15 protein-coding genes are annotated in these 18,229 nt (G+C 59.7%); 2 read left to right on the top strand and 13 right to left on the bottom strand.

Going from position 1 to position 18,229, the window contains the following annotated elements; all coding sequences use genetic code 11:
* Positions 1-40: 40 nt before the first annotated feature.
* From NJC40_RS20725 to dapA, 9 genes are all read right to left on the bottom strand, one after another.
* Positions 41-715 carry a metallophosphoesterase gene (locus NJC40_RS20725; protein ID WP_253141312.1) on the bottom strand — a complete coding sequence of 225 codons (675 nt, stop codon included), beginning with the start codon at positions 713-715 and terminating at the stop codon, positions 41-43.
* Between the two features lie 71 nt (positions 716-786).
* Positions 787-1,551 carry a DeoR/GlpR family DNA-binding transcription regulator gene (locus tag NJC40_RS20720; protein WP_045491410.1) on the bottom strand — a complete coding sequence of 255 codons (765 nt, stop codon included), beginning with the start codon at positions 1,549-1,551 and terminating at the stop codon, positions 787-789.
* 83 nt (positions 1,552-1,634) lie between these two features.
* Positions 1,635-2,321: an SDR family NAD(P)-dependent oxidoreductase gene (locus NJC40_RS20715; protein WP_253141310.1), complete on the bottom strand. Its 687-nt coding sequence runs from the start codon at positions 2,319-2,321 to the stop codon at positions 1,635-1,637.
* Between the two features lie 307 nt (positions 2,322-2,628).
* Positions 2,629-3,753: a sialidase family protein gene (locus tag NJC40_RS20710; RefSeq protein ID WP_253141308.1), complete on the bottom strand. Its 1,125-nt coding sequence runs from the start codon at positions 3,751-3,753 to the stop codon at positions 2,629-2,631.
* Entirely contained in the window at positions 3,740-5,155 is a 1,416-nt protein-coding gene (locus NJC40_RS20705; protein WP_253117202.1) for a sodium:solute symporter family protein, read from the bottom strand. The genes NJC40_RS20710 and NJC40_RS20705 overlap by 14 nt, the downstream gene beginning before the upstream one ends.
* A 56-nt stretch (positions 5,156-5,211) precedes the next feature.
* The gene (pdxA, locus tag NJC40_RS20700; RefSeq protein WP_045491401.1) at positions 5,212-6,234 is read right to left on the bottom strand and encodes a 4-hydroxythreonine-4-phosphate dehydrogenase PdxA; all 1,023 of its coding nucleotides are present in this window, start codon (positions 6,232-6,234) and stop codon (positions 5,212-5,214) included.
* Positions 6,227-7,507, bottom strand: a complete 1,281-nt coding sequence (locus tag NJC40_RS20695) for a four-carbon acid sugar kinase family protein (RefSeq protein WP_492180404.1) — start codon at positions 7,505-7,507, stop codon at positions 6,227-6,229. The genes pdxA and NJC40_RS20695 overlap by 8 nt, the downstream gene beginning before the upstream one ends.
* On the bottom strand, positions 7,504-8,664 hold the full coding sequence (locus NJC40_RS20690) for an iron-containing alcohol dehydrogenase (RefSeq protein ID WP_253141304.1): 1,161 nt from the start codon (positions 8,662-8,664) through the stop codon (positions 7,504-7,506). The genes NJC40_RS20695 and NJC40_RS20690 overlap by 4 nt, the downstream gene beginning before the upstream one ends.
* 14 nt (positions 8,665-8,678) lie before the next feature.
* Positions 8,679-9,554 carry a 4-hydroxy-tetrahydrodipicolinate synthase gene (dapA, locus tag NJC40_RS20685; protein ID WP_253141303.1) on the bottom strand — a complete coding sequence of 292 codons (876 nt, stop codon included), beginning with the start codon at positions 9,552-9,554 and terminating at the stop codon, positions 8,679-8,681.
* A 222-nt stretch (positions 9,555-9,776) separates the two neighbouring features.
* Between dapA and NJC40_RS20680 the strand changes: the two genes are divergently transcribed.
* On the top strand, positions 9,777-10,652 hold the full coding sequence (locus NJC40_RS20680) for an AEC family transporter (protein WP_253141300.1): 876 nt from the start codon (positions 9,777-9,779) through the stop codon (positions 10,650-10,652).
* 96 nt (positions 10,653-10,748) lie between these two features.
* Here the strand turns inward: NJC40_RS20680 and NJC40_RS20675 are convergent, their stop codons facing one another.
* The 4 genes from NJC40_RS20675 to NJC40_RS20660 form a co-directional block, all read right to left on the bottom strand.
* Positions 10,749-11,588 (bottom strand): hypothetical protein, encoded by an 840-nt coding sequence (locus NJC40_RS20675; protein WP_253141298.1) that lies wholly within the window; start codon positions 11,586-11,588, stop codon positions 10,749-10,751.
* Positions 11,582-12,283, bottom strand: coding sequence for a hypothetical protein (locus NJC40_RS20670; RefSeq protein WP_253141297.1), 702 nt, complete (start codon positions 12,281-12,283; stop codon positions 11,582-11,584). The genes NJC40_RS20675 and NJC40_RS20670 overlap by 7 nt, the downstream gene beginning before the upstream one ends.
* Before the next feature lie 69 nt (positions 12,284-12,352).
* Positions 12,353-15,775, bottom strand: a complete 3,423-nt coding sequence (locus tag NJC40_RS20665) for a T6SS effector BTH_I2691 family protein (RefSeq protein WP_253141295.1) — start codon at positions 15,773-15,775, stop codon at positions 12,353-12,355.
* A gap of 341 nt (positions 15,776-16,116) precedes the next feature.
* Positions 16,117-16,968 (bottom strand): AraC family transcriptional regulator, encoded by an 852-nt coding sequence (locus NJC40_RS20660; RefSeq protein ID WP_253117211.1) that lies wholly within the window; start codon positions 16,966-16,968, stop codon positions 16,117-16,119.
* Between the two features lie 115 nt (positions 16,969-17,083).
* On the opposite strand from NJC40_RS20660, the gene NJC40_RS20655 reads away from it, so the two are divergent.
* Entirely contained in the window at positions 17,084-18,223 is a 1,140-nt protein-coding gene (locus NJC40_RS20655) for an ornithine cyclodeaminase family protein (RefSeq protein WP_045494774.1), read from the top strand.
* Positions 18,224-18,229 lie beyond the last annotated feature (6 nt).

Here is an 18,229-nt window from a genome sequence, read left to right as displayed (position 1 = left end):
CGCCAATGTTCATGCTTTGGTCGTAGGGGATCGTCGGGTATCAGCGTAGTGCAGGGTATCGTCTTGCGCACAGTAATAAGCCAGCGGGCCCGCCCCCCCCCCCCGTACAGTCCAGAGCCAGCACGTTGCCCAGTCGCTGCGGCGTGTCGACCCGGGTATGCCCGGTGCACACCCGCCAGACCCCGGTCACGCCATGGTGGTTGCCACGGCGGATGCGCTCGCGGCCCCACAGCGCGGTCTCGCTGACCCGTGGTGCATCCAGGGCGCCGGTAAAGGCTTGCCAGCTCAGTTGCGCCGGCACGTCGGCATGCAGGACGCCGACCATCCCGTTGACGGTGTCGATCTCGATCACAATCGGCAGGCTTTGCAGCTTGCGCACGATCATTGCTTTTGAGTCGTCATCGATATACAGCCACCACTCGGCACCGTGGGCCGAGTAGGGCGCGTGGGGGTTGCGCAGCCAGGCGTCGATGAGCATGCGCTCATGGTTGCCTTGCACCATGTAGAACCAGGGCTCGCCCAGCAGCCTGAGTCCTTGCAGCACGCCAGGGCCGCGGTCGATCAGGTCGCCCACACTGATCAGGCGGTCGCGCTCTGGATTGAAGTCCAGCGCTTCAAGACCTTCGAACAATTCCTGCAGTTTGAAGTGGATATCGCCGACCACCAGGTCTCGGCCCTTTGTGTTGCGGGGCAGTCTGAGAAGTTTCTGATCCATGAACGCGAGCGATCTGCAACTGAGGGGCCCTGAGGGTGCGCCATGTGCTGGCGCAGGTCAAACAAGACCGCTCAGTCGGCCTGGAGCAGGGTGATGCGGGTATCGGCCTCGAACTCCAGCAGTGCTTCACGGCGTGCGGTGGTGATCAAGGTCCAGTGCGTGTTGAGCGGTGTCCAGTGTTGCTGCTGATCGCGACCGATCTTGCTGGCGTCGGCCAGCACGAACACTTCGGCAGCCTGCTGCAGCATTTTTTCTTTCAGCCAGGCCTGGTCGGCATTGGCTTCGCACAAACCGCGCCCGGCGACCACGCCGTCGGCGCTGACGAACACCTTGTTGGCAGTCAACCGCTCCAGAGCGGCGAGGGCCGCGGCGCCGAAGGTGGCCATGCTGCCGGGGCGCAGGTCGCCGCCGAGCAGGGTAACCCGCCCTTCGGGCAGCTCGCGCAAGGCCGGCAGGGCAAGAATGTTGTTGGTGATCACATGCAGGCCGCGCCGCTCCTTGAGCAGTTGCGCCAGGGTCGCGGTGGTGGTGCCGCTGTCCAGTACGATGGTGTCGTTATCCTGGATGTGCGCCAGTGCGGTGCGGGCAATCCGGCTTTTTTCCGGACCGGACTGGATGCTGCGTTCTTCCAGCGAGGTCTCTGGCGCCTGCTTGCCGATATGCGTTGCACCGCCATAGGTACGCATGATCATGCCTTGCTCGGCCAGCGCGGTGAGGTCACGGCGTACCGTGGCTTCGGAGACCTGCATGATCGAGCACAGACTCTCGACGTTCATATTGCCGTGGTTGGCAAGCACCAGCTCCAGAATGGCCTGGCGGCGTTTGGCGACTTTCATGGCGATCCTTCAGGGGGTGAGGCGACACTTTAGCATTTGTTGCCGGGGGCCCATTGAATCATCTTTGGGCGCTCGGCAACGGCTTACAACGACGCCCCTCCGCAGATCACCAGGCTCTGGCCGGTAATGGCCCCGGCCTGCGGGCCGAGCAGGAACGCGGTCATCGCGCCAACTTCCTCGGGTTGAATGAAGCGGCCGATCGGTGGTTTGCGCGGCGGCGTGCCTTGCCGGCCGGGGGCGCTGAGCATCGGTGTCGCGGTGGCGCCGGGGGCGACCAGATTGACGGTGATGCCTTGCGGTGCCAGTTCGATGGCCCAGGAACGCACCAGCCCGACCAGCGCGGCCTTGGTCGCTGCGTATTGGCTACGCCCACTGGCGCCGTTCATGGTTCGGCTGCCGATCAGCACAATGCGTCCGGGCACCCGCAGGCGTCCGAGCAGGCTGTCGACCAGTTGCGTGGCGGCGGCGACATGCACCTGCCACATGGCCGCGCCGTCTTCGGCCAGTAGCTCACCCAGCGGTGCAGTGCGCATGAAACCTGCAGCATGCACGATGGCGTCCAGTTCACCGACCTGTTCAAGGGCGTGCTCAAGTGCTTGATTGTCAGCCATGTCAGCAGCGACCCAGCGCAGTTGCGGATGCTCCAGTGCAGGACGGCTACGGCTCAGACCTATGACCTGCCAGCCATCGTCCAGCAGACGGCTGGCAATGGCCTCACCGATACCGGAGCTGACCCCGGTGACCAGGGCGATGGGGGAATTTTCAGGCATTGAAGGGTTCTCCATAAAGTTGGCCAGACGCACTGCCCCGTAGGAGCAATGCCGATCAGTTAAGCGATTAGTGGGTCTGGTTGGGCCCCGTGGGAGGGGCCGGCCGGCGCCCCGGTCTGCTCGCGACAGGGCCAGTAAAACCGGCACATCTGTTGTGGATGTACTTCTGTATTCGCCAGCAGAGCTGCCTCCCACAAAGATCTCAATGCTCTTAACTGATCGGCATTACCCCGTAGGAGCGGCTTTAGCCGCGAAAAGCATCGCTGCTGAAGCAGCTCCTACGGCGGTTTAGACCTCCGGGTCTGCTTCAGCGGATCGCCGCCAGCGGGATGTGCACGTGCTTGATCTTCTGCCGGAAGTAAGTGAACGCGACATGCAGACTGCCGTCACGGGCCTGGATGATACTCGGGTAGGAGTACTCGCGATTGAGCTTCTCTTTGGAGTTGTTGGTCATGCAAAAGCCGTCGCCCAGCTCGATATCCAGGCGCAGCGGCCAACTGCGGCCTTCATCGCGAGAAATCGCCAGGCTCATCGGCGCCCTGGGGATGCCCCACACCGCGCTGCGCCCGTCGGCGTTGGCGCCGGGGGTGACACGCTCATCACCTTCGTCCTCGATTTCGTCGTACAGCGACAGCCGCCGCTGCTCGATGCCTTCGGCGTTGATCGGGTTGTAGACCAGCGCCAGTTCACCGCTGGCCAGGCGCACGTACTGGATCGATGAGTTGTTGTTGGGTAGCTCGGTCGGTGTCGGCGCGCTCCAGCTCCGGCCCTGATCGGTGGAACGGCTGGAATAAACATGATCGGCCCAGCGGCTGCGGAACAGCCCCAGCAGGCTGCCGTCGGCCAGTTCATGGACGTTCATGTGCACGCAGCCGGTGCTGTGCGGCACGTCGTGACGGCTCCAGGTGCGGCCATGGTCGCTGCTGATCATCACCGCGCTGACGTCATGGGTGCCGACCCATTTTTCGCCAGGCAGGGTGATGCAATACCAGACCGGCAATACCCAGTCGCCATTGCTGAGCACTTCGGGCGGATGGCGCACGAAAGTACCGGCCTCTTCAAATAGGTCAGCGATTGGCCCCCAGGTATTGCCGCCATCCTCAGACAGGCGGCGGCGTACCACGGCGGTTTCCTGATTACCGGAAATCTGCGCGGTCCAGATCAGCCACAGTGGGCCATCGGGGGCCTGGAACAGGATCGGGTTCTGCTCGGAGCGGCCAGGGTCATCCGACAGTTGCTCGGCCTCGCTCCAGACACCGCTGTGCGGGTCGCGGCGTGACAGCAGCACGAAGATGTCGGCCATGCCTTCCTGGGTGCCGGCAAACCAGGTGCACAGCAACGTGCCATCAGCCAGTTCATGCAGGTTGGCGGCGTGATTCTGCGCGTAAGGGGTCGGCAGGTAGGCGTCCTGGCGTTGCTCAATTGTTGACATTGCTGGCCTCCGAAGACTGGGTAGCGGGCTTGTTGCTGCGTGGCAGCAGACGTTCGATGCAGATGACCAGGGCAGGGGTCACCAAGGCGATGTACATGTTGTCGATACCGTACGGGTTACCCAGTACATACCACAGGCTGGTGGTCACGGTCGCCGCGCCCAGCCCCCAGGTGGCACCGCGACCGGTGGCGAACAGCGGCAGGTAGATGGCGACCAGGGCAATCACGGTGATCGACAGGCGCAGGGCGCGGGTGAAGAACGACAGGCTGAGGATTTCCGGCACGGCAAAGACGAACACCAGCGGCAGGAAACCGATCACCAGGCTGATGAGCTTGGTCATCTTGAATTCGCGTTCAGCCGAAGGTTTGCACAGCGGTACATAGAAGTCGCGCACCACCAGCGAGGTGATCGCCAGGGCCACCGCGCTGACGCCGACGAACACCGAAGCCACCAGCGAGATGGTCACGACACCGGCCAGCCAAGGGCTCATCGAATGCAGGAACACCGGCATCGCATACAGGCTGTTCATATCGGGGTGCAGGTACTTGGCGACGACGCCGATCAGCCCCAGAGCAATCGAGATCGGCAGGCACAGCAGGCCCGCCCACAATGCTGAATTGCGCGCCGCATTGGGGTTTTTGGTCGAACTGATCGCCTGCATGATGTACTGGGTGGAGAAGATCGCGCCCACCGTACCGATGATCCAGGCCATGACCTTGGAGCCGCCGATGGCGCCGGTCCAGGTGAAGTAGTGCTCTGGCAGGCCCTGATGGACCTTGTCGAAACCGCCGGCGAGCTTGACTGCCACCCACAGTACGATCATCACCCCGGCATACTTGACCACGGTGTGCAGGACACTGATGTAAGCCACGCTCTTGAGGCCGCCAAAGGCGTAGTAAAGGGTACTGACCACGGCAGTGATAAAGGCTGCGGTGGGCAGGTTGATGTGCATCACCGTGGAGATCGCCGCCGCGCCGCTGATGTAGTTGCCGACGTTCACCAGCAGCAGGGCGTAGATCATGATGATCGAGACCATCAGTTTGGCCGAGTAGCCGTATTTGCGCTCAATGAACCCGGAGATGGTGTATTCGCCTGAGCTGTAGAGCTTTCTCGCCATCAGGATGCCGAACAGCGGAAAGCCGATCGCCGCCGCCACCACCGCCCAGGCAGCGGCCATGCCACTTTCGAAGGCGGCCTGCGCGGTGCCGATGGTGGACTTGGCACCGATGTATTCGGACATCATCAGCACGCCAACGATAAACGCCGGCATGCTGCGCGCCGCCACCATGTACTGCTCGCTGTTCTTGCTGCGCATGCGCAGGGTCAGCCAGGTGGTGAACAGGACGTAGACGACAACCATCCCGACGATGATTAACGTCGCTTGAGAGTCAAAAGTTTCCATCATTCGCTCCAATTGTTGTTATTCAGGGCTTGCTTGAGGAAAAGATGCATTGAGGTTCAGGCGTGCGCGGGTTGCTCCAGGGTGCGTTTGCGGGTCGCCAGCTCGACCGCCTGACGCAGTGCCTCGATCAGGCTGCGCTCGTCGGCAATGCCCTTGCCGGCGATATCGAAAGCGGTGCCGTGGTCCACGGAGGTGCGGATCACCGGCAGGCCGACCGTGACGTTGACCCCGGCTTCCAGCCCCATGACCTTGACCGGGCCGTGGCCCTGGTCGTGATACATGGCCACCACCGCATCGAAGTCGCCGCGCCCGGCGCGGAAAAACAGCGTGTCGGCCGGCAGCGGGCCTTCGACGCGCCAGCCACGGGCGCGCAGCTCGTCAATCGCCGGCTGGATCTTGGTCGCCTCTTCGCCGTAGCCGAACAGGCCGTTTTCACCGGCATGCGGGTTGATGCCGCACACCGCGATCAACGGGTTGTCGATCCCGGCGCGGCTCAGGGTTTCATGGGCACGTTCGATGGTGCGGCGCACCAGACCTGGCTCGATGCGCGCAATGGCGTCGATGATGCCGATGTGGGTCGTGACATGAATGACCCGCAGCGTCGGGGTCATGAGCATCATCGACACCTCTTCGATGCCGGTCAGGTGCGCGAGCATTTCGGTGTGGCCGGGGAAGATATGCCCGCCGGCGTGCAGTGCTTCCTTGTTCAGTGGCGCGGTGCATATCGCGTCCAGGGCACCGGCCTCGGTCAGTTGCACGGTGCGCTCGATATAACGAAAGGCCGCATCACCGGCCACCGCCGACAACTGGCCGTAGGGCAGGTCATGGGGGATCAGCCCCAGATCGATACAATCCACCACGCCTGGCTGAAAGCGGGCCTGCTCGGGCTGTTCGATGGCGTTGACTTGCAGCGTGCCAGCGACGATCCGATTGGCATCGACCAGCCGCTTGGCATCGCCAATCACCAGCGGCCGGCACATGGCATAGACGCTGTCGTGTTGCAGGGATTTCATGATGATTTCCGGACCGACGCCGGCCGCATCACCCATGGTGATGCCGATCACAGGACGCTCAGACATGCTGGGGTTCCTCGTTATTAGGTGGTGTGGGCTCAGAGCGTGAGTCGCGGGCCTGGCACAGATGCGCCCAGGCCTGATAGAGGGTGTCGGGCTGGCCGAAGCCGCCGGCCTTGGTGACGACAGGTAACGTGCGGCCCTGATGGAGGGCGCTGGACAACACCACCCCAGGCGCCAGTTCGCCATGCAGTTGCAGCGCATTGAGCTCAGCGACAGTCAGCAGGGCGCGGGCGGTTTCACCGCCGGTGGCGATCAGCGCAGCGGCCTTGGCGGGCAGGGCAGCCAACAGCCCGGCCAGCGCCTGGCTGAGCTGCGCGGCCTGTTCAGGGGCACGCTGCGCCTGATCAAGGCTGACCAGCAGGTCGCTGCCGCTGTCCAGCACACTGGCCAGATGAATTGCCAGCGCCTGCCGTTCACTGTGGGCACTGCCATCGAGCAGCAGCCGTGGTTCGACCCGCGCCCAGCGTTGCCCGGTACGCTCGGCCAGCAAAGCTGCCTGGGCCTGGGAGTGACGCGACATGCTGCCGACCACGGTCAGGATCGGCCCGCCTTGTGCTGCCTGCGGCCGGCAAGGCTCGCCTGCGGCGGGTAACCCGAGGGCGGCAGGCAGGTGCAGGGCCAGCCCGGCCGAGCCGACCCAGAACAACCGGTCGGCGAAAGCGGCCGAAGCCAGTGCCAGGCTGTGCAGGTCAGCATCCTGCTCGGCATCGCAGATCAGCACCTGGGTACCGTCGAGCAAGTGCTGGTGCAGCTGCCCGGCCAGATTACCGCCACGCACCTGCAGCAAATCCAGAGCCGCACAGTTCAGACCCTCACCGCTGAACAGCTCCAGCAGGTTGGCGGTGCCGGTCAGACCCTCGTTGCGCCACACATCACTATCGTTGACCGGTACACCGTCGAGGTACTGAATACTGTCGCGGGTGGTCCTGCGCAGCGCCGGGAACGCCGGTGCTACCAGAGCCATGCCATGTTCCAGCAGGGCGCTGACCTCGCTCGCCAGGTTGCCGCGCAGGGTCGAGTCAATTTTCTTGTAAAGGTAACGACCGCGCAGGGCCGGGTTGCCGAGTACCGAGCGATTGAGCCGGGCAGCGGGCTGCGGCGCCAGGCGGCGGGTGTCGAGGTCCAGCGCAATGACCGGGCAGCCTGAATGATCGGCGGTCTGCTCGAGCAACACGCGGGTCGGCAGGTGGCGGGCGAAGCCGGCGGCGCAATCGGCCGCACCGGACAGATCGTCGGCGATGACCAATAGCCCGGCCTGGCGAGCTTCGGCACTCATGGCAGCAGGCATCGGTACAACTGCTCAATATCATCCAGGCTCAGGGCCTTGGGGTTATTGATCATCAACCGGGTGACTTTTGAGGCAGCGACCGCCATGTCGGCCAGATGCTCTTCGGCCACCCCGAAGTCGCGCAGGTTCTGCGGAATCTCCAGGACCCGGGTCCATTGCTTGATCTGCTCGATCAGCTTGCCGGCCGCGAGCGTGTCGCTGTCGCCGGGTTGCGCGATGTCGCACACGCAGGCCGCCCGCTTCAGGCGTGCTGCGCAGCTGTCCATGTTGAACGCCATGACATGCGGCAACAGCATGGCATTGGCCACCCCGTGGGTGACATGGAACTTGCCGCCCAGCGGATAGGCCAGTGCATGCACCGCCGCAGTGCCGGCCGCGGTCAACGCCAGGCCGCCGTACATCGAGCCAAGCAGCATGTCGCTGCGCGCCTGCACCGAGCCAGGCTGCTGATAGGCCTCGACGATGCTGCCGGCGATCAGCCGCATCGACTCCAGAGCAAAGGCGTCGCTGATCGGGTTGGCCTTGGTCGAGATAAACGACTCCAGCGCATGGGTAAAAGCGTCCATACCGGTCGCAGCGGTAATCGGCTTGGGCAGGCCCAGGGTCAGGTTGGCATCGAGAATCACCAGGGTTGGCAGCAGATGACGGCTGACCACGCCGATTTTCAGTTCTTCGTCGGGCAGGGTGACGATGGCATTAGGGGTGACTTCCGAGCCGGTCCCGGAGGTGGTGGGGACCAGCACGGTCGGCCTGCCGGGGTGGGCAACCTTGTCGATGCCGAGCATGTCCTTGAGCGGGGTGTCGTTGCTGAGCATCACTGAAAACAGCTTGGCGGCATCCAGCACACTGCCGCCGCCAATGGCGATCAGCGCATCCGGCGCCGCAGGGGCGATGGTGCTGCGGAACACCCCTTCGATGTTCTCCAGGGTCGGCTCAATCTCGACGTTATCGATCACGGTGACCGCAATCGACTGCGCTTGCAGTTGCGCGACCACCCGTTCGGTGACGCCCAGGCGGTGCATGGCGTCCTGGGTGACCAGCACCACGCGCTTGAGCGGGGTGTCGAGCAGGTGCAGGCGCTCGCCCAGGCTGGCCAGGCTGTCAGGGCCGTGGATGACATGCTTGACGGTTTGAAAGTGGTACATGGTGATCCTCCGGCTCAGGCGCGGTAGACAGACAGCAGACCTTCGAGCTTGTGCACGGTCTGCGCATCGAGTTCGGCAGTTGGGGCGCGGCATGGGCCGACGCGCACGTTGAGCAGGTCGGTGGCCTTTTTCAGCACCGAAGGCATGGTCCCCAGCGCAAAAGCATCGCGCAGTGGCCGCAGGGCTTCCTGGGCCGCGCGGGCGCCATCGTGGTCGCCGGCCTGGAAGCGATTCCAGATATCCATCACCACCTGCGGTACCGCGTTGGCGGTGGCTGCCACCGCACCGTCGCCACCGGCCAGCAGGTTCCAGTAGATCAGTGAGTCGGTGCCGGCAAACACGGCGAAGTCGTCACTGCGGTAGCGCAGCATCTGCACCAGGCTGTCGAAGTTGCCGGCGCTGTCTTTGATGCCCTTGATTTGCGGATGCTGCGACAGGGTGGCGACTGCCGGGATGCCGATCGACATGCCGGTTTTGGCCGGGATGTTGTAAAGCATGATCGGCAGTGGCGAAGCATCACCAATCGCGCTGTAGTGGTTGATCAGTTCGGCCTGGCTGACCGCATTGAAAAACGGCGTAATGACCGACAGGGCCTGAACGCCCACATCAGTCATTTTTTTGTTCAGTTCAATCACATCGCGGGTGGCGAAGGCGCCGGTCCCGGCAATCACCGGTACCCGGCCGCGGGCCGCTTCCACGGTGAGCCGGGCGATGCGGACTTTCTCGGCCTCGCTCAGGGCAAAGAACTCACCATTGGTGCCCAGCACAAAAAGCCCGTGAACACCGGCGTCAATCAGGCTTTCGATCAAGTTGCCCAAGGCCTGCTCGTCGATTTGCTGACGGGCATCGAAGGGGGTCACGAGGGCTGGAACGATTCCAGTGAACTTCATCGGTGATCTCCATGTTATTGGTCTTGTCATCATCATTGAATGATTGAATCGATCATTAATGGCGATCCTATACGCAAAATTCAGCGCTTAAAAGTATTTTTTCAATCAAAATATCGCTTTGGCCGTGACTGATTCGTTCATTTTGCGGATGCAGGGCAAGCGCGGTTGCGGGTCAACCGGTACAAGCCCTAGCATGAACGCCTTTTCAAGGAGGAACCCTTCATGCTCGCTTCGCTGTTTGCGGTATTGGCCCCAGTGTTTATCGTTGCGGCCATCGGCTATGGTTGGGCGCGCAAAGGGCATAACTATCCGACCGACTTTATCGCCCGGGTGGTGATGACCATCGGCACGCCAGCGCTGGTGCTGTCGACCCTGAGCCGGACCCAGCTTGACCCGGCAGCCTTTACCAGCATGGCGCTGGCCTGCGTATTGAGCATGTTTGCCATGGCCATGATCGGTCTGCTGCTGAGCAAGGTGTTTCGCCAGCATTGGCGCGTACTGGTCCCGGCGTTCATGTTTCCCAACACCGGCAACATGGGCCTGCCGATCAGCCTGTATGCGTTTGGCGACCAGGGCCTGGCGCTGGCAGTGGCGTTCTTCCTGACCCTGTCGTTGTTTCAGTTCACGTTGGGGCTGGCGCTATCAGGGGGCGCCGCTTCATTCAAAGACCTGCTGCGCAATCCGATCATCATCAGCCTGGCGCTGGCCATGCCGATCATTTTCTTTGGCCTGCAACTGCCGCGCTGGCTGATCAACACCGTCGATCTGCTCGGCGGCATGACCATCCCGTTGATGCTGCTGACCCTGGGGGTGTCGCTGGCCAGCATCCGCTTGCATCACGTAGCCAGTGGCATGCTGCAGGGTGGTCTACGAATTGTGCTGGGTGCGGCGGTGGGCTGGCTAATCGGTCTGGCGCTGGGCATGCAGCCACTGGCCCACGCGGTGCTGGTCGCCCAATGCTCGATGCCGGTTGCAGTGTTCAACTACCTGTTGGCAATGCGCGCCAACCAGTCGCCGGAGAAGGTGGCGAACCTGGTGATGTGTTCGACCGTGCTGTCATTTGCATGGTTGCCGGTGGTGCTGGCGGCGTTGATGTGACTAACTGCGCAGGCGCAATATTTTTTGCCAGCTAGATAAGCGACGCCGGATGATGCATTCCCAGATCTGCGCAGCGGCCAAGCCCTATGGTGTCCGTCACCATTTCCAGACTTCTTCCCGGTACGTTGTTACCTCAGGCAGTACAGTGCGCAAGAACGCCAGGTACTGCTCGAACAGCGCCTTGTTTGGCAGGCGGGCTTCGAAGCCTATGGTCAGGTCTGTTCTGTGGATCACGATGATGCGGTAGCGGCGGTCTACGGTGACGGCGTTGTATTTCTCCCAAACCATACTGGTTTCCAGTTCGCAGGGCGGTGGCTTCCATTCCATGATGTTCAGGGCAGATATGATCATGAGGGCCACTGGCCCCAGTAGAAATAGTAATGAGCCGACGAAGGCTGCCAATCCGAGTAGAACGATGATGGCTATTATCGCAACGCCGTTAAATACGTGTTTTGTGTATTTTGCGTAGTAAGGCTGAACGTCTACTTCTCCGCATTCTGGATAGATACGGTAATTTAATATTGAGGGGCGTAGCATGAAGTATAGATAGTAAAACTCTGCTGTAAGTGCGCCTCCTAAAACGCAGTAAAAAGTAATTGGGTCAGTATGAAAGGAATCCCGGGCAAGAACTCCTAAAGAAACGGGCCATATTGACAAGATGAGCGGGATTAGCCATATATTTTTTCTGGGAAGGTTGATTCGTTTTACTGTCCACTTGAAAACGGGGTCACTGTTTCCCTGTCGCAGAACGGGAGTGGTACCGATGATTGGCGCGTAGTCGTCAGGTTCTGGTGGCATGCTTATGGGGTTTGGTATCAATATCGAGTGTGAGTATTTGGCGGAAGAAGTGAAACTCCCTGCCTCAAGAGGGTCGGCGATTAAGCTTTGGTAATTGTGCCGGTTCAGATTTGATAACTGGCAGGTGTTCGTCACCACTTCCAGACTTCCTCCCGGTACGTTGTTATCTCAGGCAGGACCGTGCGTAAGAACGCCAGGTACTGCTCGAACAGCGCCTTGTTTGGCAGGCGGGCTTCGAAGCCTATGCTCAGGTCTGTTCTGTGGATCACGATGATGCGGTAGCAGCGGTCTACGGTGACGGCGTTGTGTTTCTCCCAAACCATACTGGTTTCCAGTTCGCAGGGCGGTGGCTTCCATTCCATGATGTTCAGGCCAGACATGACCATAAGTGCCACTGGGCCCAGAAAGAAAAGCCACGAGCCGACGGAAATTCCCAGTCCGATAATAGTGACGATAATAACGATACCGATACCCTTGAATACGTGCCTTGTATATTTCGGATAATAAAGCTGGACGTCAACTTCTCCGTATTCCGGATAGATGCGATAGTTAAAGATAGACGTCCGAAGTATGAAATATAGGCAGTAGATTTCGCCGATGATCCCTGCACCCGTGAACCAATAGAAGCTTGTTGGGTCAGCGTCTAGAAAGTCCCACGCTAAAATGCCTAGCGAGACTGGCCATATTGAAAGTATCAAAGGGGTCAGCCAGATAGTTTTTCGTCGAAGATTTATCTTTTTTATCGTCCATTGGAAAAGAGGCTGGCTGTTTTCCTGCCGATTAGCGGGTGGGATGTTGAGGGTGGGGATGTAATCTTCGGTTTTTGTTGGCATGTTTGGCAAACTCAATATGAGTGGCTTTGTATGGTTTTATAGATTGTGATATTTAATGATTGGGGATGTTTAAGTTGTGAAAAATAGTTGCCCGGCTTTGTCTCGATTTGAGTTTTTAACCAGTAACTCGACTTTGCTCAACCCGTCCATGCTCTCTGTGCCAGAACTGTCGAGTTCGATTTGGTAAAGGTATCCTGCATCCGACGGTGATGGATGAACGACATCGTTCGGATACCAGATTTGCAGTTCTAGATAGCTTGCGTCGGAGGCGAGAGGTATCCAGGTGTGCCAGAGAATATCCTGTTCATCTTTTATTTCGGGTATAAATGGTGGCGGATAGTCATGGGAGGGGCGCTGGGTGGTAATGTTTCCCCATTCGCTAATCGGTTTGTAAACACCATTACTCTTGAAGTTTTCCCGGATTGAGGTATCTACTTTTATCGCAGTAAAGAAATGGAATTGTTTTTTACTGCTAATGACCTCGAAGAGCACACTGCTGCCTCTGACCTGTTCGGGAAACCGGATTTGTACCCACGCTCCGTTTTGTGTATTGACCGGAACATGGTTTTTGCCCGTGTAGATGAATTCGGTTGAGTGAGTGCTTTTCACCAGAATCTGTGGGCATAATTGGACTTCCATAAAGGCGCGTATTTCTTCTGCCTGGCCTGCTGCTGTATCGGCATAGCGATTTTCGGAGGTGAATGACCAGCAGCAGCGGCGGAGCCAAACGCCAATGTTATCTTGCTTTAGATTATTTAGAAGTTTGCTGGCTATTAGATAAATAAGTCCACCTATGGCGACGCCTACTGCCGCCCAGCCGCCAAGAGCCAGTGCTGCGGCACCTATTGCAAAATTTCCTGTAAATAGTGCTGATAAGACGGGTGCAGTCATGATGATCCCCATTAAAACTGCGCCGAAAGACTTGACTCGCAAAAGGTCTTTTTCTAACGAGGTTTTGGCGTTCTCGATATCATCTCTTAACTCCCATACTTCTAGAAAAGCACCCAGGCCGCCAACGACACCTGCTGCAAAAGCCCGAACACGAAAACCACGAACCGCAGTAGCCCAATCGGGTTTGCCCTGCACTTTCCAATACGCAGCCGACCTGCTCATTATGGATATGCTTTTCGTATAAATAGTGATCGGCTTGGCATTCCTGACCACCTGCCAAGGCGCCTCCAGATAAAGCACCATCATCAGATTGAGGCTATACCCCAGGTTGTAACCCAGTTTTCTCAGGTCTTTACCGTCAATCTTTCCGTCGCGGGTGATATCGCTCCAGACAAAGGCGGTGTTGAACAGATTCAAGGTGATCACTGTCCAGCTGATACCGGCGCCATGGATGCCCAGGCGCTGGCTCCACTGGCGCACGTGCTTGCTCCAGTCTTTGACGACGTTCTTGCCGGACTGAAAAAAACTGTACATCTCTTGCTTGAACTGCTCGGCATGGCGTTGGTTTTTGAAGTCCAGCAAGTCAGGCAGCTTCATAGCGTGGGCGCGGATGCGATCCTCCTGTGCTTGCAACTGAAGGCCCATGTTACGTCGGTCATGACGGTAGACAGGTTGAGACCAAGCGTTTCGCATGCTGCGCAGTTGCTGAGCATGCAAGGCCTCCAGGCGCTTCCATTCTTTAAGATGGGTCACGAACTGCCGGTTGATCGACAGTCCTTCCGGGGTGTTGCCCAGCAGTTGGCCGATGAGCAGGTTGCGTAACAAAATCGCCAGGGTCGTGGGCTCTTTTTTGGACAACCGGGTGTTGGTGATCATGGCGGCGCTGAGCATGCCTTGGGCGATGGCTTTGCCAGCGCCACTGGCCAACTCTCGCATGGCCTTGAGCGTCGCCTGGGCAGTGGCATCGAGCGCTTTGTACCAGGCGCTGTTGGCAAAATCCCGGTGGTTGAGGGCGTTGTTGAGTTCGCCAATGCGCGTACCGAGGTTGGTCACATCGCCCATGCCGGCGAGCAGCTTGTTGGCCTCGGTGTCCAGAGCCGCCTTGATCGCGGGGGAGAAGCCGTAGCGCTGGGTGCCAAACAGGGTCGTGGCTTTATTTTCCTGTGCGGTAAGCCATTTGAGGGTCTCCTTGTCTTGCTCCAGGATGGTGGTGAGGTTTTCCTTGATGGTTTGCAGGTACAGCAGGGTCTTTGGATAACCGGTATCCATGAACAGGGCGTCTGGTTCAAGGCCAATATGTAGTGCCCAGTTTTGAATATCCATGCGCGAGTCGTGCACTCGCTGCAGCAGTTGCTCATGCACGGGCTGCTGCTGTTGCAGGCACTGGCGTGCTGCCTTGAGGTCAATCTCGCGGCGCCACTTGCTGCGCTCCAGCCATGAGTCAATGTCTGTCTGATTCGGCGCTTTGCCATATTTTTCTATCAGGTCCCGACGCAGGTTGTCGCTTTGCCTCTCGTAGCGATGACGCTCGCTCAGAATCGGTGGTGCTTCGGGCGCGAGGGTAGGGTTGTCTTCGAACAGGCGTTCTTCCTGATCGTACTGCTCCAGGTAGTCTTCGGCATCCATCAGATATTGCTGCGCCAAAAATGGATCTACCTTTTCTTGCTTCTCATTGATCCCCTTCGCTTCTGATAATGTCGCAGTACTGCCGCAGAGATTTACGACCTCTCTGGCAATCTTCAACCGATGCTCATACTCCGCCTCCCAGTGCTGCAAGGCGGCGATGTCGCCCGCCATCTGCATGCCCAGATCACGGACCAGTGTCAGCGGATCGTCCAGGGCAATCAGCAGGGCGCTGTCCTTGTCCGGAACGTTGCCCAGCCAATGCACGTCCGCGCCCAGCGTCACCCACTCGTCCTGGGTCGGTTCTTCAGGTGTGCGATCGGGTTCTCGGGAAGGAATGGCCGTGTCGTCAAAGCGCCCGTCATCGGTGACCTGGCCGGCATCGATATCCGCCACGGCGGTGGCCAGCTCAGCCAGCGGCAGGGTACCCGGCTCATTCATGGTGAGGCTGTAACTGCCCAGGTCCAGGCGCTTCATCCAGCGCTTGCGGCTGTCCTCGTGCGAGCGCAGATGCTCGCAGATGCGCCAGGTCCATTGGATTGGCGCAAAGGCAATGTGCAGCACATGGTCGCGCGGGTAGGAGAGGTAGGGCTGCCCGGCATCGCTGCCGCTGCGCTCGTTCTGGCCTATGTGGGCGCTGGTCCACTTGATGCGTTGCAGGTGTGCATTGTGTGCGCTGTAGGCGTACTCGTGCAGCGTGCGTGCGGTCTCGTCGAATACGTAGACAAAACCCTCGTGCAACTGGCGCAAGGTGTAACTGCGGCTTTTCAGCGGCGGCAGGCGTGCCCATCGAGCGTTCCGGGCCAGCGGTTTCAGCACATTGGGATTAACGTCATAGCGCGAGCGATCCAGGGCATAGCGCACCGGCACGATGGCAATTTCCGGCCCCTTGAACGGGCAGAGGCTGGTGCCGCTGAGCGGGGTTCTGGAAAATTCGTTGGCGCAGCGCTGGCGTGGGGTGCCGAGTTTCTGATTCATCTGTCCGGTCCTTGGCCCGGCAAATCGCGCCAGGCAGTGGGGCAGACAAACCAAAGAATGTGCCGTAAATAATATTTTTCTTATTTATCAGGTAGATAGATCATTAACGCTAGGGCTTTACAGAATTTTTGTGCAAAAAATCCGCAACAATCGCGCAGCTTGTTGCGTTCTGCCGTGCAGGCGGTTGCGCACCGGGTGGCGTCACGTGATATGGCCTTTAGCAGGGTAAAAGCAGAAATTTTTACGTAAGGGCCGGTCATTCGTTGCGCAGTTTACGATCCGCTGTACCCAAGCGCGGTTTACTCATGAAGGGACAATGAATTTCAATATGCTGATTAGAATCAAGCGTTATGTAGCGCTTCTTTGAGGGACGCGTCATTTCTTCCAAGTACCCGGATCCTGCCGTTGTACGCCCCCTGAGTTACCCGCCTTTGATAGTCATTGGGCGTGGTGCTGACCAGTGCCTTGAAGTCGCGCATAAAGTGCGACTGATCGGTAAACCCCAACTCCAGCGCCAGCTCCGAACACGGCAATGTGCCGTCCGCTGTCAGGCTGCTTAGCGCCGCCTGGCAGCGAATGATGCGGCAGAAGGTCTTCGGGGCAATGCCGGTGTCTTCACGGAACTGACGCTGTAAGGTCCGGCTTGTGTAGCCACTCATGGCTTCAAGCTGGTGGACGCGGATATCGCCGCGTCGGGCGATGATGAACTCGACCAGCTTGCCGCTCAGCCCTGAGGTTCGCCGGGCCAGGGACTGGCCGGCGAGGCGGCTGAAGACGTCGGCCTGGTTGCCCAATGCCGTGGCCTGGGCAATCTGCTCGATCAGTTGTTGGGCGCAGGGCAACACATCACACAGATCCACTTCCTGCTCCGCCAGTTCCCCGGTCAGACTGGCGACGAAGCCGGGAATCACACCGGGCTGAAAACGCACGCCGAAGTAACGATGCCGGTTCAATAACTCGACCCGCTTGGCGCGCAGTGGCGTGCCGCAGACCCTTGCGGTGGGCCGATGGCTGTCGCAATCAAAGAGGATATCGACGCAGCCGTCGGGCACCGCGTAGGTCAGGTCGGCCGGCTGGTCCACCTCCAGCGCATAAAAGTGCGAGATCGCCGAATGCGCGTCACGCATCACCCAATAGCCCGATGAGTTGAGGACGAACCAGGGTTGCTCGCAGGTGCTGGTGGTGGTCGTCATTGATGCTACTCAGACAAGTCTGCTGTCAGGACCGGGCCTGTCCGATTTTTACAATACGCCCTTGAACCCGCTCCCTAGACTCGAAGCCACTTTGTCGCCGTGCTTCGAGATCAACATGACCAATAATACGAAGATCGATTTCATTTACTTGTCTGAGCCGGACATGATTCGCGCTGGCGTCACCGACATGCCGTCCTGCGTCGATACCATGGAAGAGATGTTCGGCCTGCTGTATCAGGGCGACTATCGGATGGCCGGGCCGAACAACGACTCCCATGGCGCCATGGTGACCTTCCCGGAAAACTCGCCCTTTCCGAACATGCCCAAGCCCACCGCCGACCGACGCATGATGGCCATGCCGGCCTATCTGGGTGGCAACTTCTGCACCGCCGGGGTCAAGTGGTACGGCTCCAACATCGCCAACCGCGACAAGGGCCTGCCGCGTTCGATCCTGATGTTCACCCTCAACGACGCCGACACCGGTGCCCCTTTGGCCCACATGTCGGCCAACCTGCTGTCGGCCTACCGCACCGGGGCCATTCCTGGCGTCGGCGCACGGCACCTGGCGCGTAAGGACTCGAAGGTCATCGGCCTGTTGGGGCCAGGGGTGATGGGCAAGACTTCGGTCGCCGCGTTCATGGCCGTGTGTCCGCAGATTGACACGATCAAGATCAAGGGCCGTGGGCAAAAGAGCCTGGATGACTTCATCACTTGGGTGCAAGTGACCTTCCCCCAGATCGTCAACATCCAGGTGGTCGAGACCCTCGAAGAGGTGGTGCGCGGTTCGGACCTGGTGACCTATTGCAGTTCGGGCGAGGTGGGCGACCCGGCGCTGTACCCGATGGTCAAGCGCGAGTGGGTCAAACCGGGTGCATTTCTGGCCATGCCGGCGGCCTGCAATATCGATGCAGGCATGGAGCAGGCCGATGTGCGCAAGGTCGTCGACAACACCGGCCTGTACCAGGCCTGGTTCCACGAGTTGCCTAAACCTGCGCACCACTGCGTGCCGGTAATCGGCGTGCGATTTATGGACATGATCGCCGAGGGGCTGCTCAGGCCTGAGCAGGTCGAGGACATCGGCAAGATCATCGCCGGTGACGCGCCTGGCCGCCTCGATGATGCAGAGATCATCCTGATGTCGGTGGGCGGCATGCCGGTCGAAGACGTGGCCTGGGGCACCGTGGTGTACCGCAACGCCATCGCGCGCGGCATCGGCGTGAAGCTCAACCTGTGGGATACCCCGGTGCTGAGCTGAAAACCG

This window comes from Pseudomonas sp. 21LCFQ02 (genome assembly GCF_024129895.2).
GTDB lineage: Bacteria > Pseudomonadota > Gammaproteobacteria > Pseudomonadales > Pseudomonadaceae > Aquipseudomonas.
This window is presented reverse-complemented; position numbering and strand designations above follow the sequence as displayed.